The sequence below is a fragment of the Rheinheimera mangrovi genome, assembly GCF_003990335.1.
Lineage (GTDB): Bacteria > Pseudomonadota > Gammaproteobacteria > Enterobacterales > Alteromonadaceae > Pararheinheimera > Pararheinheimera mangrovi.
This window is the reverse complement of record NZ_CP034683.1, coordinates 4,554,844-4,578,790: the sequence shown is the minus strand read 5'-3', so window position 1 is coordinate 4,578,790 and position 23,947 is coordinate 4,554,844. Positions and strand designations below refer to the sequence as shown.

Annotated in this window: 14 protein-coding genes; 11 read left to right on the top strand and 3 right to left on the bottom strand. The window is 46.8% G+C overall.

Going from position 1 to position 23,947, the window contains the following annotated elements; all coding sequences use genetic code 11:
- Positions 1-16: 16 nt before the first annotated feature.
- The gene (locus tag EK374_RS20405; RefSeq protein WP_127026354.1) at positions 17-340 is read right to left on the bottom strand and encodes a nuclear transport factor 2 family protein; all 324 of its coding nucleotides are present in this window, start codon (positions 338-340) and stop codon (positions 17-19) included.
- Positions 341-690: 350 nt separating this feature from the next.
- On the opposite strand from EK374_RS20405, the gene EK374_RS20400 reads away from it, so the two are divergent.
- From EK374_RS20400 to EK374_RS20390, 3 genes are read left to right on the top strand one after another with little or no spacing between them, the layout of a single operon-like run.
- Positions 691-1,911: an MdtA/MuxA family multidrug efflux RND transporter periplasmic adaptor subunit gene (locus tag EK374_RS20400; RefSeq protein ID WP_127026353.1), complete on the top strand. Its 1,221-nt coding sequence runs from the start codon at positions 691-693 to the stop codon at positions 1,909-1,911.
- The gene (locus EK374_RS20395; protein WP_325049688.1) at positions 1,912-5,004 is read left to right on the top strand and encodes a multidrug efflux RND transporter permease subunit; all 3,093 of its coding nucleotides are present in this window, start codon (positions 1,912-1,914) and stop codon (positions 5,002-5,004) included.
- Entirely contained in the window at positions 5,001-8,087 is a 3,087-nt protein-coding gene (locus tag EK374_RS20390) for an efflux RND transporter permease subunit (protein WP_127026352.1), read from the top strand. Before EK374_RS20395 ends, EK374_RS20390 begins: the two co-directional genes overlap by 4 nt.
- A 219-nt stretch (positions 8,088-8,306) precedes the next feature.
- On the opposite strand, the gene EK374_RS20385 is transcribed toward EK374_RS20390, so the two are convergent.
- Both EK374_RS20385 and EK374_RS20380 read right to left on the bottom strand, forming a co-directional pair.
- Positions 8,307-9,527: a sugar MFS transporter gene (locus tag EK374_RS20385; RefSeq protein WP_206099255.1), complete on the bottom strand. Its 1,221-nt coding sequence runs from the start codon at positions 9,525-9,527 to the stop codon at positions 8,307-8,309.
- 63 nt (positions 9,528-9,590) lie between these two features.
- Positions 9,591-12,137: a glycoside hydrolase family 3 protein gene (locus EK374_RS20380; RefSeq protein WP_127026350.1), complete on the bottom strand. Its 2,547-nt coding sequence runs from the start codon at positions 12,135-12,137 to the stop codon at positions 9,591-9,593.
- A 521-nt stretch (positions 12,138-12,658) separates the two neighbouring features.
- Here EK374_RS20380 and EK374_RS20375 point away from each other — a divergent pair.
- From EK374_RS20375 to EK374_RS20340, 8 genes are all read left to right on the top strand, one after another.
- Positions 12,659-15,622: a TonB-dependent receptor gene (locus EK374_RS20375; protein WP_127026349.1), complete on the top strand. Its 2,964-nt coding sequence runs from the start codon at positions 12,659-12,661 to the stop codon at positions 15,620-15,622.
- Positions 15,623-15,819: 197 nt separating this feature from the next.
- Positions 15,820-16,545: a SapC family protein gene (locus tag EK374_RS20370; protein WP_127026348.1), complete on the top strand. Its 726-nt coding sequence runs from the start codon at positions 15,820-15,822 to the stop codon at positions 16,543-16,545.
- Between the two features lie 13 nt (positions 16,546-16,558).
- Positions 16,559-17,581 (top strand): cupin-like domain-containing protein, encoded by a 1,023-nt coding sequence (locus EK374_RS20365; RefSeq protein WP_206099254.1) that lies wholly within the window; start codon positions 16,559-16,561, stop codon positions 17,579-17,581.
- 44 nt (positions 17,582-17,625) lie between these two features.
- Positions 17,626-19,119 (top strand): tryptophan halogenase family protein, encoded by a 1,494-nt coding sequence (locus EK374_RS20360; protein ID WP_127026347.1) that lies wholly within the window; start codon positions 17,626-17,628, stop codon positions 19,117-19,119.
- A gap of 10 nt (positions 19,120-19,129) precedes the next feature.
- The gene (locus EK374_RS20355; RefSeq protein ID WP_164731927.1) at positions 19,130-19,840 is read left to right on the top strand and encodes a DUF6445 family protein; all 711 of its coding nucleotides are present in this window, start codon (positions 19,130-19,132) and stop codon (positions 19,838-19,840) included.
- 141 nt (positions 19,841-19,981) lie between these two features.
- Positions 19,982-21,310 (top strand): GH1 family beta-glucosidase, encoded by a 1,329-nt coding sequence (locus EK374_RS20350; RefSeq protein ID WP_127026345.1) that lies wholly within the window; start codon positions 19,982-19,984, stop codon positions 21,308-21,310.
- Between the two features lie 50 nt (positions 21,311-21,360).
- Positions 21,361-22,692: a glycoside-pentoside-hexuronide (GPH):cation symporter gene (locus tag EK374_RS20345; protein WP_127026344.1), complete on the top strand. Its 1,332-nt coding sequence runs from the start codon at positions 21,361-21,363 to the stop codon at positions 22,690-22,692.
- Positions 22,693-22,916: 224 nt separating this feature from the next.
- Complete coding sequence (locus EK374_RS20340; protein WP_127026343.1) at positions 22,917-23,915, top strand: LacI family DNA-binding transcriptional regulator; 999 nt, start codon at positions 22,917-22,919, stop codon at positions 23,913-23,915.
- Positions 23,916-23,947 lie beyond the last annotated feature (32 nt).

Genomic DNA, 23,947 nt, shown 5'->3' with positions numbered 1-23,947 from the left:
CTTGTTATTGACGCAGTTAACGGATCATCAGACGACTGATTTTGCCATCCTGTAAAGCAAATACATAGTTCAGCTGAATTGGACTGCCCTGAAACAGGCCTGATACTTTGGCTTTCACCCAGACTTCACCATAATTGTGTTCCGCCGTCAGCACCTGAACCAGAGGCTGGTACTTTTGTTGGCTTTGCTGCAACCAGTGCTGAATCGACTCCAGTCCAGTCAGTTGTTGGCCTTCATCAAAGACGGATGCGTCCGGATCAAAGCACTCGGCCGCCAGTTGGTTATTTCTGGCATTAGTGGCTGAAAAATAACGAGCAATAGCAGTATCTAACAAAGTCATGATGCGCTCCTTTTACTTGACCCTGCCAGATTAGCAACTCAGACTGACAACCTTATGTCAGTAGCCTTGTGATGCAGTGCAGAAAAAATTTGTTAGCTGCTGCCTAATTAGCTGCCAGCCTCGAAAAACCGGATGTCAGTAGCTCAGAAATGATAGTTCGATTGATCTTTTGCTCTTTCATGGCTGTATTCACTTGTGCCTCAAGGTTTTTGTCGCAGTAAAAATACATCTGACCGAATGTCAGGCCATCTTTACTCAATCTTGACACTCACTTCATTGCAGGGCTGTACGGCCTGAATTAGAGTAGGGCCGTTTTACTAAACCTAATTTTTGTTACAGGGATTTATCGTATGTCTTTGCTGAAAAAGCCTCTTGTTTTAGCCGCCGCTCTGGCTGTTGCCGCTGCCGCTTTGTATTGGTTCTGGCCTGCTACGGAACCAGCTGCCGGAGCTGGACAAGCGGGGGCTGCACCACAAGGGCCAGGAAAACGACCTGCGGGACAAAGACCTGGTGGCCCCCGTCCTGCTATGGCCAATAATCCCTGGGCCATGCCTGTGCCTGTGCGGGTCATTGAAGCCGGTTCCACCGACTTAAAAGTGCAGATTAAAGCCATAGGTACAGTGACACCACTCAATACTGTGTTGGTGCAAAGCCGGGTGTCAGGCCCTTTACAGCAGGTGTTTTTTCAGGAAGGTCAGAAAGTTGAAGCGGGTCAGTTGTTAGCTCAGATTGATCCTGCGGATTACAAAGTGCAGCTGGCGCAGGCCCAGGGCCAAAAAGATCAAAATTTGGCGCAGTTAAAAAGTGCAAAACAGGACTTAGAACGCTATGCCAAGCTGAAAGAACAAAACACCATAGCGGCCCAGCAAATGAATACGCAGCAGGCCTTAGTAAATCAGCTCAAAGGCGCTATTAAGTCAAATCAGGCTGCTATCGATGCTGCAGCTTTGCAATTGTCCTATACCCAAATTAAGGCGCCTATTAGTGGCCGCTTGGGTTTACGAGCTGTTGACCCTGGCAATTTAATTCAGGCTAATAGTGCGACAGGTTTAGTTACTATTACCCAAAGTTCGCCTATAGCTGTGGTTTTTACTATTCCAGAAACTCAGTTGCAGCAAGTACGAGCCGCTTTTCGTGCCGGAGCTGCGTTGACTGTTGAAGCCTGGGACAGAGCAGAACAAATGCAGCTCAGTAGCGGCACTTTAACCACCCTGGATAACCAGATTGATATAGCCACAGGCACGTTGAAGCTTAAAGCTGAGTTTGCCAATCAGAATGAAGAGTTATTCCCGAACCAATTTGTGAATGTGCGTCTCAATGTGGCGGTACAAAGTGGTGCTGTGACTATTCCGCAGGACGCTGTGCAATACGGTGCTCAGGGTACTTATGTCTATATGGTCGACCAGAATAACAAAGCACAAATCCGGGTGCTGAAGTTAGGTGCTGTCGATAACGGTTTAGTGGCGGTGGAAGAAGGCTTAAAAGCCGGTGATAAAGTGGTGTTGGAAGGGCTGGATCGCTTAAGACCTGACCGTGAAGTTGAGGTGATCCAGGACGCGCCTAAGGGGTAAATGATGAACCTGTCCAAGCCTTTTATTTTACGCCCTGTCGCCACTTCCTTATTGATGCTGGCGATTTTAATAGCCGGCCTTTTAAGTTGGCGTTTATTGCCTGTGGCTGCCTTGCCACAGGTGGATTACCCCATTATTCAGGTGTTTAGTTTTAACCCCGGTGCCAGTCCTGACATTATGGCGCGCACAGTGACTGCACCTTTAGAGCGGCGTTTAGGCCAAATTCCCGGCTTAAAACAAATGTCGTCCAATAGCTCGGCCGGTGCTTCGGTCATTACGCTGCAATTTGCCTTAGTGGTGGATATGGGGGTGGCCGAGCAGGAAGTGCAGGCTGCTATTAATACGGCGTCCTCCTTGTTACCCAATGACTTACCTACGCCTCCTGTGTACCGCAAAGTAAACCCAGCCGATGCCCCTATTCTGACTTTAGCGGTCAGCTCAGATACCCTGCCTTTGCCTGCAGTCTACGATTTAGTCGATACCCGTATGGCGCAAAAACTGGCGCAATTGACGGGTGTTGGTATGGTCAGCTTAGCTGGTGGTCAGCGCCCTGCGATTCGGGTGAAAGCCAACCCGGCGGCGTTAGCCAGCCTGAACTTAAGTGTCGAAAGCCTGCGTAGCGCCATAGCTGCAGCCAATACCAATCAGCCAAAAGGCAGTTTTGATGGCGCTTTTCGCTCCACTATGCTGGAAGCCAATGACCAAATCCGCAGCACCGACGAATACAAAGAGCTGATTATTGCTTACCGCGAAGGCGCACCTGTGCGGTTAAAAGACGTGGCGAAAATTGAAAATGGCGCTGAAGACCGTTTTCTTGCCGCCTGGGCCAATCAAAAAGCCGCTGTGCTGGTGAATATTCAGCGCCAGCCCGGTGCCAATGTGATTGATGTCGCAGACAGAGTGCAGGAGCTGCTGCCGCAGCTGACAGCCACTATGCCTGCCGCTGTCAAAGTAGAAGTGTTAACAGACCGGACTCACAGTATTAGGGCTTCGGTGCGGGATGTACAAAAAGAGCTTGTGTTCGCCATAGTGCTGGTGGTGTTGGTGACTTTTGCCTTCCTGCGCACTATTCCGGCCACTATTATTCCCAGTCTGGCTGTGCCTTTATCACTGATTGGTACTTTTGCCGTGATGGTGCTGCTGGATTTCTCCGTCAATAACCTGACCTTAATGGCCTTGACCATAGCCACAGGTTTTGTGGTAGATGACGCCATAGTGATGCTGGAAAACGTGGCGCGGCACCGTGAACAAGGCGCATCCCCTATGGAAGCCGCACTGAAAGGCGCGAAAGAAATTGGTTTTACGCTGATTTCCCTAACCTTTTCGCTGATCGCTGTACTGATCCCTCTGCTCTTTATGGCGGATGTGGTCGGCCGGCTGTTTTTTGAATTTGCCGTCACTTTAGCAGTCGCTATTTTAATTTCGCTGGTGGTGTCTTTAACGCTAACCCCTATGCTCTGTGCGCGTTTACTGAAAACTCTACCAGAGCATCATGATCAAAATGGTTTAATGGACCGCATTATTGCTGCTTATGGCCGTGGTTTGCAGTGGGTGTTGCGTCATCAAACCTTAGCCATGTGCAGCATGCTGGCGACTGTGGCTTTAACAGCTCTGTTGTATCTGGCTGTGCCCAAGGGCTTTTTCCCTGTGCAGGACAGTGGGGTGATCCAGGTTGTGACTGAAGCACCGCAGGATATTTCCTTTCAGGCCATGGCGTCACGCCAGCAGGAACTGGCGGAAAATATTCTGCAGCATCCGGCTGTCAGTAGTTTGTCGTCTTTTATTGGCGTGGATGGCAGCAATACCAGCATTAACAGTGGCCGTATTCAAATCAACCTGAAACCGCATGCAGAGCGCGATTTGTCGGCTGTGGAGCTGATCCGCGAGCTGGAGCAGCAAGTGCAGGCTGTGCCTGGCATTAAAGGCTGGTTCCAGCCAGTGCAGGAACTGAGTATTGAAGACAGAGTCAGCCGCACTCAGTATCAATTCAGCTTAACCACACCGGATCAGGATGTATTGAATCAGTGGTTACCGGACTTAGTAGACGCCTTGCAACAACGGCCTGAATTGTCTGAAGTGGCGCATGATTTACAGCAGCAGGGCTTACAGGCTTATATCGACATAGACCGTACCGCAGCTGCCCGTTTAGGTATTAATGTGTCGCAAATCAGTACTGTGCTGCAAAGTGCCTACAGTCAGCGCCAGATCACTACTTTATTTACTCAGGCTAATCAGTACCGGGTGATACTGGAAGTGGACCCTAATCAGATTAACGGTGTTGATGCGCTGAATAAGCTCTATATCAGCACCAGCTCTGGTACGCCTGTGCCGCTGTCCGCTTTGGCGAAAGTGACACAACGGCCTGCTAAGTTATTGATTAACCATCAGGGGCAGTTCCCTTCAGTGACCTTGTCTTTTAACCTGGCTGAAGGTTATTCGCTGGGTGAAGCTGTAGCAGCTATTGAAGAAGTGCAGCAGCAATTGCAATTACCAGCCGAAATGGAGCTGACCTTTCAGGGCGCAGCTGAAGCGTTCAGAGCCTCTTTGAGCAATACACTCTGGCTGGTGCTGGCGGCTGTGATCACCATGTATATCGTATTGGGTATTTTGTACGAAAGTTTAATTCACCCTGTCACCATATTGTCGACTTTACCTTCAGCCACAGTAGGGGCTTTATTGGCACTGCTGATCGCAGGCCAGCCTTTGGATTTGATTGCGGTCATCGGCATAGTGCTGTTGATAGGTTTAGTGAAGAAAAACGGCATTATGATGGTCGACTTTGCATTGGAAGCACAGCGGCATCAGGGCTTATCACCGACTGAAGCTATTTATCAGGCTGCTTTAATGCGATTCAGGCCTATTTTGATGACTACGTTAGCAGCCTTATTTGGTGCTGTGCCCTTGTTACTGGCCAGCGGTTCAGGTGCAGAATTGCGTCAGCCTTTAGGTTTGGTGATGGTCGGTGGTTTGTTAGTCAGTCAGGTGCTGACGCTCTTTACTACGCCTGTGGTGTATTTATGGTTTGATCGTCACTTTAGTAGTAAAGAAGGTCAACAGGAAAACTTGCCTGAAGCCGAGGCCAAAGCGCTATGAATTTAGCTCAGCCTTTTATTCAGCGCCCGGTGGCCAGTGGCTTAATTGCCACCGCTATTTTGCTGCTTGGCATGTTGTGCTGGCGCTTATTGCCAGTATCGCCTTTGCCAGCGGTCGATTTTCCTATGATAGTGGTCACTGCCAGTTTGCCTGGCGCCAGTCCTGAGAGCATGGCCGCTACTGTGGCTACTCCACTGGAGCGGGCCTTGGGCAGCATTGCGGGTATTAACCGCATCAGTTCCAGTAGTAATCAGGGTTCAGCACAAATACGGCTCGAGTTTGATTTAGACCGCAATGTGGATGAAGCGGCGCGTGAGGTACAGGCCGCTATTAATGCCGCCCGCAGTCAGTTGCCATCCGGTATGCCGGGCAATCCAAGTTACCGCAAATTTAACCCGTCACAAGCTCCGGTGATGGCGCTGGCGTTAAGTTCTGAACACTTAGCTTCCAGTGCTTTGTACGATGCTGCTTCTACTGTGTTGGCACAGAAACTGGCTGCTATTACTGGTGTTGGTGAGGTGTCAGTGACTGGTGCTTCGTTGCCCGCTGTACGGGTTCAATTAAACCCTGGCATGTTGACGCAATACGGTGTGGCTTTGGATGAAGTGCGCAGTGCCATTAGTGGCGCTAATGCCTCAGTGCCTTTGGGCGTGCTGGAAAGCAGCGATCAGCGCTGGCAACTGGCAACCAGTCAAACGCTGCGTCAGGCCTCAGATTATCAGTCTTTAGTGGTGAAATATGTCAACGGCGCACCTATCCGGTTATCTGATGTAGCTTTAGTGACAGACTCGACCGAAAACCGTTACAGCGCTGGTTTTCATAATGATAAAAATGCAGTGATTTTGCTGATCAGCCGTCGTACCGGCGCCAATATTGTCGAGACCATAGACGCTATCTATAAGCAAATGCCAATACTGCAGGCTCTGGTACCAGCGGATGCTGACTTAGCCGTGGTGATGGATCGTAGCCCGGTGATCCGCGCTACCTTAACCGAAGCTCAAATTAGCTTATTGATTGCTGTGGTGTTAGTGGTGGTGGTGGTCTGGGCCTTTTTAGGCAGCCTGCGCAGTGCGTTAATCCCAAGTCTGGCTATTCCAGTGTCTTTGGTTGGCTCTTTTACTGTGATGTATCTTTGTGATTTTTCACTAAATAATTTGTCGGTGATGGCGCTGATTGTTGCTACAGGTTTAGTGGTAGACGACGCCATAGTAGTGGTTGAAAATATTAAACGCCATATAGAACGTGGTTTAACTCCTTTGCAAGCGGCGCGGCAAGGGGCATCTGAAGTAGGTTTTACCTTGTTGGCGATGAACCTGGCTTTAGTGGTTATTTTCCTGTCGATTTTATTTATGGGCGGTTTGGTCGAGCGTTTATTCCGCGAATTTTCTATCACTTTGGCAGCTGCCATGATGATTAGTCTGGTGATTTCGCTGACCTTAACGCCAAGCTTATCGGCGTTACTGCTGAAAGCCAAAAATCCGGGTGAAACTGAAGCCGGAGCTTTTCAGAAGTTTCAGCACAAGTATCATCAGAGCGTGGCCTGGAGCTTAAGCCATTATCGCTGGTTGTTAGCCGGATTAGTGCTGCTGTTTGCAGCCAACGCCTGGCTGTATACCAAAGTCCCCACAGGTTTGTTGCCGGATCAGGACACTGGTCAATTGAATGGTTTTGTTCGTGGTGACGATGGGTTTTCCTTTCAGATCATGCAGCCAAAAATTGAAGCTTTTCGTCAGCATTTGTTAAAAGACCCGGCCATTGCTGATGTGACAGGTTCCAGCGGCGGTGATATGGGCATCAGCAACAGCTGGATGCGTGTGCGGTTAAAACCTCTGGCAGAACGTAAAATATCAGCCCAGCAAGTCGTCGACCGAATTCGTGCTACAGCACCTAAAGTGCCAGGTGGCATGGTGTTTATGAATGTGGATCAGGACATCCGTTTATCTTCGCCTTTTGGTCGCAGTGACTACGAGCTGCTGATGTTATCCGGTGATTTGCAGCTGCTGCGTAAATGGAGCAAACAAGTCGCGGAAAAAATGCAGGAATTGCCGGAGCTGGTGGATGTAGACACGCCTAGTGGCGAAGATGCACAGCAAATTTCTTTAACCATAGACAGGGAAGCGGCGCAGCGTTTGGGTGTGGATATGCGCACCATTGCTACTTTGCTGAATAACTCTTTCTCACAGCGTCAGGTGGCAACTTTATACGATGAGATGAACCAATATCGGGTGGTGATGGAACTGACTCCAGGTTATACAGCTCAGCCTGAAGTATTAAAACAACTGCAACTGGTGACAGCTGATGGCAATAGGGTGCCTTTATCCAGTGTTGCCAGTTATCAATACAGTCTGGCCAATGACCGTATCCGCCACGACAACCAGTTTGCTTCCGTTGGTATAGGTTATGGTTTAGCGCCTGGTGTGACTTTACAGCAAGCCTCTGCGGCCATAGAAAACGTGCTGGCTCGTTTGATGGTGCCGACTGGCATTCATACCATCAATGGTGAAGATCAGCGTAATGCCATGTTTAAAAGCGGCGATCAGCTCTGGCTGATTATTGGTGTGATTTTCACTGTCTACCTGCTGCTGGGAGTGTTGTATGAAAGCACTATTCAGCCCATTACTATTTTATCGACTTTACCTTGTGCTGGTTTAGGGGCTTTGCTGGCGCTTTATGTCAGCAATACCGACTTTAACCTGATAGCTTTGCTGGGGCTGTTTTTGCTGATAGGTATAGTGATGAAAAACGCTATCCTGCTGGTCGACTTTGCCTTGCATGCCGAGCGGGAGCTGGGCTTATCGCCAAAAGACGCAGTGGCTTTGGCGGCAGCACAACGGTTGCGTCCTATTTTAATGACCAACTTCGCGGCTTTATTAGGTGCAGTGCCATTGCTGTTTGGTATGGGTGAAGGTTCAGAGCTGCGCCAGCCTTTGGGTATTACCATAGTAGGTGGTTTGCTGGTCAGTCAGTTGTTGACCCTCTACAGTACTCCGGCTGTGTACCTGGCGTTAAGTAAATTCCGCAGCTCCAGATCTGTAGAGCTGTTGGTATCGGGCGCTGCCGCTGAAAAAAAGGCTGAGGTTTAACTCAGCCTTAAGGGATGAATACTCATCCAGTACCAGGAATGTTTTTGAACAGCTTTAGCTGGCCCGTCAGGGCGAAGCCGGATGAAACATTGCCAACAGTTTGGCAATGTCCGGATGAGCGCCGGTGGCTCTGTCCACTGGCCGGTCGAGCGCCACGGATGGCGCGAATAAAATGAGCAAGGCCAACCGGGAAAACTAAACCTTGCCCCGGCTTTCGCCTTAACTCGTCACTTTGCGACTACGTAAACCGAAGTAGCAGATGTAGATATAACAAAATACCGGCAACACAAAAGATAAAGCCAGGCCAAAAGAGTCGGCCAGCATGCCCTGAGCTACAGGCACTAAAGCTCCGCCTACTATGGCCAAACACAATAAACCTGCGCCTTGACTGGTGTATTTGCCTAAGCCATGTAAAGCGAGACTAAAAATAGTCGGGAACATAATGGAGTTAGCGATACCAACGAGCAGTAGTGCAAATAACGCCAGTTGACCCTGACCTGTGATGACCAGTACCAGCAATAACATGGCCGCTGCAGCGTGAATGGCCAGCAATAAACCAGCGTTGATACGTTGCATCAGCAAAGCCCCAACAAAACGGCCGACCATAGCTCCACCCCAATACCAGGCGACATAGTGTGCCGCTTCGGCTTCTGCCAAACCTGTGATTTCAGGTAATGCAATAAAGTTGACCATCACTGAACCTATCGCCACTTCTGCACCCACATACATAAAAATACCTAAAGCACCTAACCATAAGTGGGTATATGGCATTAAAGCTTTAAAAGAAATTTTTTCCGCTGCTGTGGTGTTTTCAACAACAGGTAAGTTCAGACGTGAAAAGATAAAAGCTACAGCGAATAAGGCAATGGTCAGAACCAGATAAGGCAGCTGCACTGCATCTGCACCTTCGGTGCTGTCGAGCTGACTCAGGATTAATGCTGCACCAATCAGCGGAGCTACTGTGGTACCCAAAGAGTTAAAAGCCTGGGTCATAGTCAGGCGACTGGAGGCTGTTTTTGGATTACCCAGCACAGTGACATAAGGGTTGGCTGCAACCTGCAAAATGGTAATTCCGGAGGCCAGCACAAATAATGCGGCTAAAAACCAGCCATAACTATGAAAGCTGGCCGCTGGAATAAAGTTCAGCGTGCCAAAGCCTGCAATAGCTAAACCTATCACTATACCTTTTTGATAACCCAGCTTATTGATCAGCGCACCTGCAGGTAAAGACACCACAAAATAAGCGCCAAAAAAGCAGAATTGGATCAACATAGCCTGAGTGTAAGTCAGGTCGAACACGGCTTTTAAATGTGGGATTAAAATGTCATTCAGACAGGTAATAAAACCCCAGATAAAAAATAAAAATGTAAGAGCAGGTAAAGCCCAGCTGCTGATTGGTGTGCCGGAGCTTTGCACTTCGGCGCTTTGAACACTTTGCATTCTATTCCCCATAAGGCCGCCTGTTGACGGCCTTAGTTGTTATCAGATTAGGTTAAAAAATTATTAGGCTGCAGGACAACTCAGATCGGCTGTTGCTGTAGCTGGTGTTAAACGGATATTCGAAATACTTAACTGGTAAGCGGCTTCGCTATGCAACACAAAAGGTTGCTGTAAGTGATTCAGTGCTGCGCCTTTTGCGGCAAAACAACTTAAATCAATCACCACTTTATGCCATTGGCCTGCAGCTTTGCTACCGATGAGTTCAGCCAAATTCAAAGTACCACCACAACCAGAACCACAAGACTGAGCTAAAGTGACTGCTGCTGTAGGTGCGGCATTCCATTTCATATCCACCACCAATTGACCATAACCGCTGGCATCCAGTGGCACAGCGGCTTGCAGTACCAGTTTGGCTTTAGAATTGGCAGCCCAGTCTAGCAGTAAAGCGTCTTCCTGTTTTTGCCAGTTCACTGCGGCTAAATTCAGGCTGTGGTCGGCACTTTTGGCTTTATTGCCTGTAACTGTGACTACAGCTTGTTCATCTTGCAAAATCAGGCTGTAACCTGAAGCAGGGCGGCGCTCAAATAAATTTAAGCTGTCGTTGCTGGTGCTTTGCGCACTGTTGATTTGCTCGGATAAGTCATTGGCAACAGTGGTTTTATCCTGATAGGTCAGGCCATAACCCAAAGCGAACAGTGGATCGTAGTTGCTGTCAGCTTGATTTAATGGTGTTTGATCTGCTGTTTTTGGCCAGGAGAATGGCAGTTTGCCTTTAAAGTCATGTTGTATTTCACCAGCAGCAGTTTTGAATAACACCTCTGCCACAGCCTGGCCAGCAGTACCTGGTAACCAAGCCGCTACAAAAGCATCGGACTGATTCAGCTCCGGGTTTACCCATAAAGGCCGGCCCGTTAAAAACACTGTTACCACCGGAATACCATCGGCTTTAAGTTTCTTCAGTAATTCCAGATCGGTATTTTTACCTGCCTGATAATCCAGAGTGCGAATGTCGCCATCAAATTCGGCGTATGGGTTTTCACCTATGACCACAATAGCCACATCTGGTTTTTGCTGATAAGAGCCATCAGCACTCAGCTCGACAGTGCCTTGCGCCGCTTCGACTTGCTGTTGTATGCCTGAATAAATGGATCGGCCATTCGGGAAGTCGGCATTGACGTTGCCCGTGCCTTGCCAGGTTAAAGTCCAGCCACCACTTTGTTTGCCAATATTGTCAGCACCGTCGCCTGTCACCAGTACTTTTTGTTTTGGCGCTAATGGCAATAATTGAGCATTGTTTTTCAGCAATACTAAAGACTCACGCACGGCTTGAGCGGCAATGGCCTGATGATCTGCATGACCAATCAGCTCTGCTTTACCCGCCAGTTCAGACTGAGCTGGGTTACCTTTTTCAAATAAACCAGCACGGATTTTAACTCTTAGAATACGGCTGACCGCATCGTCTAAACGCGCAGCTGATATTTCACCAGCTTTGGCCTGAACCAGAGTATTTTTATACAGAGCTTTAGCATCTTCTGGTGCCATTAAAATATCAACACCGGCGTTGATAGCAGCAGCGCAGCTATTGTTCGTGCAACCCGGAAGTTGGCCATGGCCGTTCCAGTCACCGACCACTAAACCGTCAAACCCCATACGTTCTTTTAAAACAGTAGTGAGCAGGTAATGATTGCCATGCATTTTTTCGCCGTGCCAGCTGTTAAAAGAGGCCATCACAGTTTGCACACCAGCATCCAGGCTACTGATATAACCCTGAGCATGCAGGTGCACTAAATCTGCTTCCTTGGTCAGTGTATTACCCTGATCTTTGCCGTTTTCCGTGCCGCCATCACCCAGATAATGTTTGGCTGTGGCAATTAAACGGCCGCTTTGCATAAAGTCAGAACCAACGTTGCCCTGAATACCTTTCACCAAGGCTGCGCCTAAGTCTTTTACAATGGCTGGGTCTTCTGAATAACTTTCGTAGCTGCGACCCCAGCGATCATCGCGGGCCACGGCAACTGTTGGTGCAAATATCCAGTTAATACCAGTAGCGGCCACTTCCACTGCTGTGGCTTTACCTATGGCTTGCACTAACACTGCATTGTTGGCTGCGCCCAAACCTATATTGTGCGGAAAAACAGTAGCACCAATCACATTGTTATGACCGTGCACTGCATCAGTGCCCCAAAGCGGAGGAATACTGCTGCCATCTTTCGTTGCATCCACGCCCGCATCGTAATAGGACTGAGCTAAAGCCACCCAGTCTGCTGCCGTGGAGTTTTTATTGTCATTAGGATATGCGCCACCGCCATTTAAATAAGAACCAAAGCCATATTGACGCATATCTTCCACTGTCATCCAGCGGATATCAGGCTGGATCAGCTGAGCCACTTTTTGCTCTATGGTCATAGTGGACAATAGCTGTTGCACTTTTTGTTCTGTGCCGCTGTTGGCTAAAGGGCTTTTTAATTCGGGCCACAACGTCAGATTTTCAGCAGGAACCGCTTTGACTTCTGACACTTTTTCAGTTGTGGTGTTTTGTTGACTGCAACCAGACAAAGTGGTGACAAGGGCAGCACTGCACAACAACGCCAATGGGGTGTATCGAAACATAATGGGTATCCTGTTGAACTCTGTCTGCTTTTGTGTCTGCTTCTGTTTAAGAGTCGGGTCTTTAAAAGATGTCAGCAGAGTTTTTATCGGCGGGGGCTGGCAGGCAAATCAGCGGTTTGTATGCTGAAAATCATACAAAAGTGCTGACGGATGCTTGGTATTCTGTCCCCGTGTCCTCCGGGCTTATTATAAAGCTCCGGCATGCAAATCTTTGATTTGCTTATTATTGTTTTTTATTCACATCGCATATTGTTCGCTATTGCAACCACAGTACTGTGATTTTCGCAGCCAAGATGCAATTGTAAGCGGTTTCATTTTTAGCTGATAAAGTCATTCTTGCCAACTGTTTTTTAAGCAAAATGTAAGAATTAGTTTTTCTGTATTGACGAGTTAAAAAAAATCACCTAAGTTTGTGAAAGCGCTTACAGTTAGTTTTGGGGAGTAATTAAGCTAGCTGGCCCGCGTTAACACAACGTTTTTAAAAAGTAAAAAACCAAAAAACAGTCGACAGGGAACTACACATGAAATCCAAAACCTTTAAAAAGACCAGACTCGCCACCAGTCTGTCATTAGTGCTGGGCGTGGGTGTTGTTATGCCTGCTTTCGCGGATGACGCGCAGGAGCAAACAAGTAAAGCCGAAGAAAAAATTGAAGTGATCAGCGTGACCGGTATTCGCGGTAGTCTGATTAAATCTATGGATACCAAACGTTCATCTACAGGTATTGTGGATGCAATCTCAGCTGAAGACATAGGTAAATTCCCGGATACCAACCTGGCAGAATCTCTGCAGCGTATCAGCGGTGTGTCTATTGACCGTGTCAATGGTGAAGGTAGTAAAGTATCTGTCCGTGGTTTTGGTCCGGACTTTAACTTAGTTACATTGAATGGTCGTCAAATGCCTGTAACTACAGGCTCGCGTTCTTTTGACTTTGCCAATATTTCTGCTGATACCATCAGCGGTGTTGAAGTCAATAAAACCAGTTTTGCTAAAAATCCTACCGGTGGTATAGGTTCGGTTATTGATGTGCAAACCTTAAAACCTTTAAGTGCTGGCGGCCAAAAAGCTGTATTCAGTGCTGCTATGGTCGACGACAGATCAACTGAAGAAGGCGGTGCTACACCTGAGTTAGCAGGTTTGTATTCCACTACCTTTAACGATGATAAGTTTGGTGTTTTAGTCTCAGCCAGCTATCAGGAACGTGAAAGCGGAAGTCAACAAGCCAACGTAGGTACAGGCTGGCGTAGCTTCCCTGGTTCTGTAGATATTACTTCTGGCCAGTGGGGTAGTGTTCCATTAGATAATCAAGAGAACCGTCCTGGCGCTGATGATGTGTACTCAGTACCACAAACGACGATTTATAAATTTGAAGAACAACAACGTGCCCGTACCAATGGCCAGTTAGTGCTGCAATATGCGCCGACTGATAACCTGACGGCCAGCGTTGACTATACCTATATGCGCAATGATATCGACACTCAATACAACGACGTGTCGGCCTGGTATACCTATGTGCCTTCACAAAGTATCTGGACTAATGGTCCTGTTTCTTCGCCATTAATTTACTCTGAGCAATACGCTACTCCAGCTGACTTATCTATGGGCGCTGGTGATTCTGGCGTGCGTAACGAAAGTGGTTCTTTAGGTCTGAATCTGGAATGGCAAGCCAGTGATAATTTAAAACTGCGTTTCGATGCTCACCAGTCTGAAGCTGAATACAAACCAAATCATGTGTTAGGTTCAAGTAACACCTTAAGTACAGCTGCTTTTATCCGTAACAGTGCAGCAACTGACTTCACCGGTGAAATGCCATTATTGTCAGTGGGTGGCGGTAACTCGGTTAAACCTTCAGACATGATTGTAACTGGTAGTGTATTTGGTAATTCGACCAACAAGTCTGAAATTGATCAGTACCAGTTTGATGGCGAATATGTGTTCGAAAACGGCAGCAGTATCGATTTTGGTATTGCTCTGACCGACGTGGACAACCACTCAAAATCAGTCAACGTGCAACGTAATGACTGGGGTGGAGTAGGCAAGGCTGGCGATTTTGACGATTCCTATTTCCCTGCCGGCACTATCCATGACAAATTCAACGCTGGCAAAGGTAATTTCTCTTTAATGCCAGATCGTGATTTTGAAATCCTGGATACCATTTTCTTCTGGGATTTCAATACGGTGCGTGCTCGTGCTGAAGAGTTATATACTCCGGAAGGTTTTGTTGGCGCCGGTGATTGTGGTACCAACTTCTGTCCTTCTACCGATTACGACAGTGACGTTAACCGCTATACGAAAGAAGAATCACAATCTGCTTATGTACAGTACAACTACGAAAATGAAATCTCCGGCATGCCGTACGATCTTCATGTAGGTGTACGTTATGAAACTACAGATGTGACTTCAACTTCAGCTGTTGCTGCATACAATGGCGCACGTTGGGTGGCTGATACTGAAATCGTATTACAAGCCAGCGGTGAGCGTGAGTTCCAGACGAAAACAGGTGATTACGACTACGTATTACCTAACCTGAACTTCAATATCGAAGTGGTTGACGATGTGATGTTACGTGCTGCTTATAGTGAAACTATAGGTCGTCCTGACTATGTTTCTATTCAGGGTGGCACAGTAGTGAACACTATAGCTAACCGCGCTGGTGGTGGTGGTAATGCTGGTAACCCAAGTCTGTTGCCTTTAGAGTCTAAAAACATCGATTTATCGGCTGAATGGTACTACTCACCAGCAAGTTACGTTTCTTTAGGTTACTTCCGTAAAGACACCAGTAACTTTATTAGCAACTCTGTTGTTAAATCGACCATTTACAATATTCCTAACCCTGTTGATGGTAAAAAGTATGATGAAGCAGTTGCTGCCGTAGGTAATGACGCCAGCGCTATCCGTAACTGGATTTTTGCTAACTACCCAAATGCTGCCGGCGTAAATGTGGCGAACAAAACTATTGATGGTGTTGCTGGCGAAGATGAAGCGTTAGTCTTTGATATCAACACTCCATCTAATGGTGCAAACTCAGAAGTGATTGATGGCTGGGAATTTGCCGTACAGCACGCCTTTGGTGAAACTGGTTTTGGCGCTATTGCCAACTACACCATGGTAGACAGCGAAACGTCCTACAACAATTTCCTGTTGCAGGACCAGGCTGCTCTGATTGGTTTAAGTGACACGGCCAACGCCATTCTGTTCTATGAAATGGATGGTTTCCAGGCTCGTATCGCTTACAACTGGCGTGATGAGTTCCTGAACTCTAAAGGTCAGGATACCGGCGCTCATCCTAAATACACTGAGGCTTATCATCAAATTGATATGTCAGTCAGTTATGACTTACCACAAGTGGAAGGTTTAACTATTTTTGTTGAAGCCTTAAACGTGACTGATGAGCATATCCGTGTCCACGGTCGTGCCAAAGAGCAAGTGTTAAGTCTGGTTGAATCTGGTGCCCGTTATAGTCTGGGTGCTCGTTACAGCTTCTAAGCTGATACAGGGCCATAAGGATATGGCCCATTCTGTTTCAATTTTTAAAAGCAGCATCTTCAGCCCTGGCTGAAGATGCTATATCTTGATGTTTTCTATAGCTTCGCACTTAAACAAAAAACCAGTAGCTTTCGTATCCGGCGACAGGTTTAATCAAACTATAACTAAAAAATACACTGTAACGGTCGGGATATAGCATGAGTAAAAATGTTTTATTAAACAGCGTTGAACATAGAGACCTGAAAGTCATTACGGCCAGAGGCGCGCAATACGGTGATGCGGTCTGGTTTGCTGTTACTTTTCCTAAAGAATTCCGCACAGTTCAGGCCCACTACCCGATTTTTTTTCATAAAGACAACAAAAGTAATCAATTTTTTGCTGTCACCCTGTTTGGTTTTCAGGATCAGGAAAACTTGTTTTTACAACAGGATAACTGGCGTGGTTGTTACGTGCCGCTGATGCTCAGACGTCAGCCGTTTTTGATTGGCCAGCAACTGGTGCGTGAAGACGGTATTGAAACGCCGCAGCGGGTTATTCATATCGACTTAAATAATCCGCGAGTCAGCAGCACTGAAGGCGAAGCTCTGTTTTTACCTTTTGGTGGCAGCAGCCCTTATCTGGATGAAGTGGCTTCTATGCTGGAAACTATTCATCACGGCATGCTCGACAGCAAAACTTTTATCGATGTGTTGCTTGAGCATCAACTGCTGGAATCCTTTACCCTGGATTTAACCTTCAGCAACGGCCAGAAGCAGCAACTGGCAGGTTTTTACACTATTCATGAAGAAAACCTCGCCGCTTTAGAGCCAGAGCTTTTAGCTCAACTGCATCACAAAGGTTATCTGCAGGCGATTTATATGGCCATAGCTTCCCAGTCCAATATTCGCCATTTGCTGCAATTAAAAAATAAGCAGTTTGAGTAAGGTCTGACTAACCATGATGAACATAACGCCATTAGCACAAGTAAAAACTCTGGAAGGATGCGACTTAGCTGATGCGTTAAGTTTAATAGCGAATGCCAACCAACCATTGATATTCAAAGCCTTGTGTAAAGAGTGGCCTTTGGTGAAGGCGGGTCTTGTTTCAGCTGCGTCCGCCGCAGATTATATTCGGCAGTTTTATCAGGGCGTTCCGGTCAGTGCCTGTTACCTTGAACCTGCTCAGCAAGGCAGAGTGTTTTATAACGCAGAGCAAAATGGCTTTAATTATCAGGGCGGTAAAATTGATTTTAATCAGTTGCTGGACCGTCTTTTTGCGTTAAACACTCAGGCTGAAGTGCCCACCTATTACATGGGCTCGACTGAAATCAACCATTGGTTTCCGGGGTTGGCTGAGCACAATACTATAGCAATGGAAGGCATTAGCCCTCTGACCAGTGTCTGGCTTGGTAATCAGTCCCGCATTGCAGCTCATTATGATTTTCCGCAGAACCTGGCCTGTAATGCAGTCGGACATCGCACTTTTACTTTATTTCCACCAGATCAAATCAGCAATTTATATCCGGGCCCTATGGAATTTGCGCCAGGTGGGCAGGATGTCAGCATGGTGGATTTTGCAGCGCCTGACTTTGAGCGTTTTCCTAAATTTGCCGAAGCTCTGCAGCATGCTCAAGTAGCGCAGCTGGAACCTGGCGATGTGTTATTTATTCCAAGCATGTGGTGGCACCATGTTGAAGCTCTTGACGGGTTTAATGTGCTGATCAGCCACTGGTGGCGCGATACGCCAGCCTATTTGGGTCGACCCAACAATGCCTTGTCTATGGCGGTGCTGAGTTTGCGCAGTTTGCCTAAAGCGCAGCGTCAGGCCTGGAAAGCTATTTTTGATTACTACATTTTTGACCATGACGATGTATCGCAAGACCATATTCAGCCTGAAGCTTTAAAAATGTTAACCAAGCCGCTGGATGAATTGAATGCGCGTCAGATCAGAGCTGACTTACTGAATAAATTAAAACGCTGACGATAAGTAAAAACAAAAACAGTGTCAGGCAACAGGGGAAGTCTATGAACAGCGAACAAAACAGAATAAAAAAAGTAGTGATCGCAGGTGGTGGTACAGCAGGTTGGATGACAGCGGCAGGCTTGACCAAATTGCTGGGCAAAAACCTGGAAGTGGTTTTAGTGGAGTCTGACGATATTGGCTCTGTCGGTGTTGGCGAAGCAACTATCCCCACTCTGCATATTTTCCACCGCTTATTAAACATCAAAGAATCTGAAGTGATGGCGGCCACTAATGCCACTTTTAAGCTGGGTATTCAGTTTGAAAACTGGAAAACACCAGGCGAAGACTATATTCACTCCTTTGGATTTTTAGGCAAAGACTGCTGGGCCTGTGGCTTTCAGCACTTTTGGGTAAAAGGCAGACAAAAAGGCATTGCCACTGAAATAGGTGACTACTGTGTCGAGCATTTAGGCGCCCGCCAGGGCCGTTTTGCTGTGCTGCCAAATCAGGATTTGAACCACGCCTACCATATGGATGCGTCCTTGTATGCCAAGTTTCTGCGTCGCATGTCGGAGCAGCATGGTATTAATCGTATTGAAGGTAAAATTCGTGAAGTTCAGCAGCATATGGACGGCAATATCAGTGCTTTATTGCTGGAATCCGGCGAACTGATTGAAGGCGATTTATTTATCGATTGCACCGGTTTCCGGGCTTTGTTGATTGAACAAACTCTCAATACTGGTTTTGAAGACTGGAGTCACTGGTTACCTTGCGACAGTGCTTATGCAGTGCAAACTAAAACCACGCAAGAACCTGTTGCTTACACTCGCGCTATAGCCCGTGATGCAGGCTGGCAATGGAAAATCCCACTGCAAAGTCGGGTCGGAAATGGTCTGGTGTTCTGCAGCAAATTTATGACAGAAGCCGAAGCCAAACAAACACTGATCGACAATGTCGAAGGTGAAATGCTGTTTGAGCCACGCTTAATTAAGTTTAAAACCGGCACCCGCCGTCAGCACTGGAATAAAAACTGCGTCGCCATTGGTTTATCCAGTGGTTTTCTTGAGCCATTAGAATCAACCAGTATTCATTTGATCCATCGCAGTATTATTCGTCTGCTGCAGATGTTTCCGTCCAACGGCATAGTCTCTGCGGACGTGGCTGAGTTTAACCGCCAGACTAAAATCGAAATGGATAATATCCGCGACTTTATTATCCTGCACTACAAAGCCACCGAACGCACTGACACTAAGTTCTGGCGTTACTGCAAAGATATGGATGTGCCGGATTCACTGACCCATCGTATGGAATTGTTTAAACAATCTGGCAAGGTGTATAAGTTTGCTCAGGAATTATTTGGCGAAAGCTCCTGGTTACAGGTGATGATTGGTCAGGGTTTAATGCCAGATCAGTATCATCCCATTGTCGATTTAATGCCGGACTCAGAGCTGAATGATTTCCTGATGAGCATTAAACACAATGTGAAACGCACTGTGAGTCAGTTCCCGACTCATCACGAGTTTATCCAGCATTATTGCAAGTCATCTTTGGTCTGAGCAGGCAGTGATGGACGCGCTGAATTATCAGGTCAATTCTGCCATCCGGCCCGAAATTATTTATCTTGGGCAGGAAAAAACGCCATTGATACTGATTGATAACTTTTCGCTGGACTTGTCTGCGTTACGCCAACAGGCGCAGCAGAGCGATTTTATGCGCGAGAATCAAACCTATTACCCTGGTCAGCGTGCTGTGTTGCCAAAAGACTATGTGGCCTCCAGCTTAAATGCCTTGTATCAGCTGATTTATAAAGTCTATCAGGTGCCGGAAAAGCTCAGATTAAAACCACAAATGCTGTTTTATGCACTGATCACACAAGCGGAAAATAGCCTGCATCCGCTGCAATGCATGCCGCATTTTGATACCAGTGCGCCTTATTACTTTGCGCTTTTGCATTATCTGAATGACGGCCCTCATGGCAGCACGGGTTTTTTCCGGCATAAACCTACAGGTTTTGAGCGAGTGACGGATCAAAGGCGGCAAGACTATTTCCAGTCAGCACAAAACTTTATTGATACTCATGGTGCGCCGCCACAGCGTTATCAGATACAAAGCGATGAGCATTACGAGCTGTACTATCAGATCCCATATAAGGCCAACAGGTTGGTTATTTACCCTGGTCATTTGCTGCATTCTTCTTTGGTTGATGTCACCACAGATATCGACGCTTCACCTGTAACTGGCCGTTTAACTGCCAATATATTTATCGATTTTGTATAACCCCAAACAGCGCTGAACAACAGTAAACAAGGATTTGAGTATGGTCATAACAACACTAAAAATGAAAGCGATTACAACTTTGGGTCAGTTTTAAACAAGCCACTTTTACCCCTAATTTTTAAAGATGAAAAGAAGATAACGATGAACTATGAATTGCCAAAAGGCTCAAGACTGCTGAAGAAAGAATTTACTTATGGTGTGGCCACTTCGTCCTTCCAGATTGAAGGTGGAGTTGAAGATCGCCTGCCTTGTATCTGGGATACCTTTTGCGCCACTCCGGGCAAAGTAAAAGATGGTTCTAACGGCGATATAGCTTGTGATCACTATCACTTATGGCGTGAGGATATTGCGCTGATAAGCTCTTTAGGGGTCGATGCTTATCGTTTATCTATTGCCTGGGGCCGGGTGATGAATCAAGACGGCAGCCTGAATCAGCAAGGTGTGGATTTCTACATCAATATTCTGGATGAGCTAAAAGCGAAAAATATTAAGTCTTTTGTCACTTTGTATCACTGGGATTTACCGCAGCATATTGAAGATCAGGGCGGCTGGCTAAATCGCAATACGGCCTATTTGTTTCAGGATTATGCCGACAAGTTAAGTAAAGCCTTTGGCGACAGAGTTTATTCGTATGCCACCTTAAATGAGCCGTTTTGCAGTTCGTATTTAGGTTACGAAGCAGGTATTCATGCGCCTGGCTTAACTAAAAAAGCTTATGGTCGTCAGTCAGCACACCATTTATTGCTGGCGCACGGTCTGGCGATGCAGGTACTGCAAAAGAACAGCCCAAATAGCATGAACGGCATAGTACTGAACTTCACGCCTGCTTACCCTTTGACCGACAGCGCAGCCGATCAAAGAGCTGCACAGCTGGCCGACGAGTACTTTAACCAGTGGTACATTAAGCCCGTGTTTGATGGTGCTTACCCGGATTCATTCGCTTTGCTGGCAGAGGAAGACAAGCCAAAGATTGAAGAAGGAGACTTTGACATTATCAAAGCGCCACTCGACTTTTTAGGTGTGAATTTTTACACCCGCACTGTGTACAAAGCCGCTGAAGGCCGCGACTTTATCGAAGTGGATATGGCTGATGCACCGAAAACAGATATTGGCTGGGAAATTTATCCACAGGCCTTTACCGATCTGTTAGTGTCTTTGCATCAAAAATACACACTGCCGCCTGTTTATATTACCGAAAATGGTGCAGCGGCGGCCGATCAACTGCACAATGGTGAAGTGGATGATCAACTGCGTTTGTCCTATTACCAGTTGCATTTAAATGCAGTGCACCAGGCGGTTGAGCAAGGTGTAGATATTCAGGGTTATTTCGCCTGGAGTTTAATGGACAACTTTGAGTGGGCTGAAGGCTACTTAAAGCGTTTTGGTATAGTCTATGTCGACTACAACAGCCAGCAAAGAACTGTGAAAAGCAGCGGTCTGGCCTATAGAAATTTAATCAGTAATCGTTAATTTATAAAAAATAATAATTTTAAATCAACAGTTTATAGGATGCGCCTGACATGGTTAGTGTAAAGGAGAAAATTGCTTACGGCCTCGGGGATACGGCAAGCAATATAGTGTTCCAAACCGTCATGTTGTTTCTGACGTTTTTTTATACCGACATCTACGGCATTTCGCCGGCTTTTGTCGGCACTATGTTTCTGGTGGTGCGTATTATTGACGCTGTCACCGATCCGCTGATGGGAGCTCTTGCTGACCGTACTCAAAGCAAATACGGTAAATTCCGTCCTTATTTGCTGTGGTTTGCTTTGCCATTTGGCCTGATCAGCGTGCTGGCTTTTACTACGCCAGACTTTGGTGAAGAAGGCAAAATGATCTACGCTTTCGTCACTTATACCCTGCTGATGCTGGTTTATACCGCCATTAATATTCCGTATTGTGCTTTAGGCGCTGTACTGACGGCCGATCCAAAAGAGCGGGTGTCGGTGCAGTCGTACCGTTTTGTCTTTGCCATGCTTGGTGGCCTGATGGTGACTGCTTTAACTTTGCCTCTGGTCGAATTTTTTGGTCAGGGTGACAGAGCCAAAGGTTATCAGCTGACTATTATGGCGATGAGCGTATTAGGTGTGCTGATGTTTTTAGCCTGTTTTTATGGCACCAAAGAGCGGATCAACCCACCAAAAGAAGCGGTTAGCCGCAGCTATATGGATAACTTCCGTCAGCTGTGGAAAAACGATCAGTGGCGTGTATTAGCGCTAGTAGCTTTATGCCTGATGAGTGGCTACGTTTTACGTACAACTCTGGCTATTTACTACGTGAAGTATTATCTGGAAATGCCGGACAGTATCACCTTATTTATCACTTTGGGTATGCTCGGCAGCATGGTGGGGTGTGTAATTGCTCAGCCGCTGGCAAAACGTTACTGCAAAGTAAAACTCTATATCGGCATTCAAATTTTAGCCGCCGTTCTATGTGCCAGCAGCTATTTTGTGGCTGCTGATAATGTCACTCTTGCCATTGCTTTGTATGTGCTATGGAATCTGGTGTTTAACACTGGTACTCCGCTACTGTGGGCCAAAATGGCTGATGCTGTGGATTATGGCCAGTGGCGTACTGGTGTGCGCACTACGGGTATGGTGTATTCCTCTATTATTTTCTTTATCAAAATGGGCATAGCTGTAGGTGGCGCTTTAGGTGGCTGGTTATTGGCTGGTATGGGTTATCAGGCTGATGTCACTCAAACTGAAGAAACCAAAGCAGGTTTATTGCTGGCTTTTAGTTTGTATCCTGCCATAGGGTCTTTGATTGTGGCTTTTGTGATGAGTGCTTATAAACTCAACACACAAAAAGTTGATGAAATCACACTGGAATTGAAGAAAGCCGCAAGTTAGATCCAACAGTATTGAAAGGTGCAGGGCCGCGACAAGCAAGGGAGACCCCAGGAGCATAGACACACTATGTAACTGGGGCGATCGAGCGCAGTCAACAATGCTGCATTTTCAAGGATGAAGGATGTAAAAGCTGATAATATGGCGGCTGTAGAGCAATTCAGACTTTGCTGAATTACTCTGCAGTTTCCGATCTTCTTAGACTTAACAATAAGTGACAGCACTATATGGCGACCATTTACGACGTTTCACTGCTTGCAGGTGTATCTCTGGCCACTGTATCCAGAGTGATGAATAAAAACACCAATGTCAGCGAAAAGACCAAACAAAAGGTATTAGCCGCTATGGCTGAGTTAGGCTACAGGCCTAACACTTTTGCTCAGTCTTTGGCGTCGAATTGCTCGAATAGTGTTGGGGTATTAGTTTCTCAGCTGGATGGCCCGTATTACGGTCCTATGATGGCTGAAATTGAAGCCGCACTGCGTGCCGATAATCGTCATGTGATTATTGCCGTGGGTCACAGCGATGCAGCTCAGGAAATAGACAGTGTTGAGTTTTTGCTGAGCAAAGGCTGTGATGCGCTGATCCTGGATGTCGAAGCTATCTCAGATGATTACCTGATTAAACTGAGTCAAAGTTCAACGCCTATAGTGCTGATCAACAGATACATAGCTGAAATCAGCGACTGTTGTATTTACCTGAATAATGAACTGGGTGGTTATATGGCCACCCGGCATCTGATTGAGCTAGGCCATCGCGATATAGCCTATATTTCCGGACCTTCGAAAAAACACGATGCAATCGAACGTCTTGAAGGCCACAAGCGCGCTTTGGCAGAGGTCGGCGTCTCTTTTGATCCGGCTTTATGCTTTGAGGGTGACTATAAAGAAGACAGTGGCGTAGAGGGTATGAACTACCTGTTTAGCCAAAATAATAAATTTACTGCTGTGGTTTGTGCTAACGATCAGATGGTGTCCGGCGCTATTTCAGTCTGTCTGGAGCGTGGTATGAAAATTCCACAGGACTTGTCTTTTGTTGGTTACGACAATATTCCTTTTGCCCGTTATGTTTCACCTAAGCTGACTACGGTGAATAACCCTATTCATGAAATGGGAAAAATGGCCGCCTTGTGGTTGCTGAAGAATTTATATAAGCATGATATTGAAGTGGAAAACGTATTTGAACCTGAACTGGTGGTACGTAATTCTGCTATTCGTATAGGGTAAAACAGCCTCCGTATCAGGCGGAGGCTGTGATT

Bases quoted from the DNA above. Each gene is read 5' to 3' on its own strand.
- EK374_RS20405 (WP_127026354.1), bottom strand. From the start codon at position 340: ATGACTTTGTTAGATACTGCTATTGCTCGTTATTTTTCAGCCACTAAT.
- EK374_RS20400 (WP_127026353.1), top strand. From the start codon at position 691: ATGTCTTTGCTGAAAAAGCCTCTTGTTTTAGCCGCCGCTCTGGCTGTT.
- EK374_RS20395 (WP_325049688.1), top strand. From the start codon at position 1,912: ATGATGAACCTGTCCAAGCCTTTTATTTTACGCCCTGTCGCCACTTCC.
- EK374_RS20390 (WP_127026352.1), top strand. From the start codon at position 5,001: ATGAATTTAGCTCAGCCTTTTATTCAGCGCCCGGTGGCCAGTGGCTTA.
- EK374_RS20385 (WP_206099255.1), bottom strand. From the start codon at position 9,527: ATGCAAAGTGTTCAAAGCGCCGAAGTGCAAAGCTCCGGCACACCAATC.
- EK374_RS20380 (WP_127026350.1), bottom strand. From the start codon at position 12,137: ATGTTTCGATACACCCCATTGGCGTTGTTGTGCAGTGCTGCCCTTGTC.
- EK374_RS20375 (WP_127026349.1), top strand. From the start codon at position 12,659: ATGAAATCCAAAACCTTTAAAAAGACCAGACTCGCCACCAGTCTGTCA.
- EK374_RS20370 (WP_127026348.1), top strand. From the start codon at position 15,820: ATGAGTAAAAATGTTTTATTAAACAGCGTTGAACATAGAGACCTGAAA.
- EK374_RS20365 (WP_206099254.1), top strand. From the start codon at position 16,559: ATGATGAACATAACGCCATTAGCACAAGTAAAAACTCTGGAAGGATGC.
- EK374_RS20360 (WP_127026347.1), top strand. From the start codon at position 17,626: ATGAACAGCGAACAAAACAGAATAAAAAAAGTAGTGATCGCAGGTGGT.
- EK374_RS20355 (WP_164731927.1), top strand. From the start codon at position 19,130: ATGGACGCGCTGAATTATCAGGTCAATTCTGCCATCCGGCCCGAAATT.
- EK374_RS20350 (WP_127026345.1), top strand. From the start codon at position 19,982: ATGAACTATGAATTGCCAAAAGGCTCAAGACTGCTGAAGAAAGAATTT.
- EK374_RS20345 (WP_127026344.1), top strand. From the start codon at position 21,361: ATGGTTAGTGTAAAGGAGAAAATTGCTTACGGCCTCGGGGATACGGCA.
- EK374_RS20340 (WP_127026343.1), top strand. From the start codon at position 22,917: ATGGCGACCATTTACGACGTTTCACTGCTTGCAGGTGTATCTCTGGCC.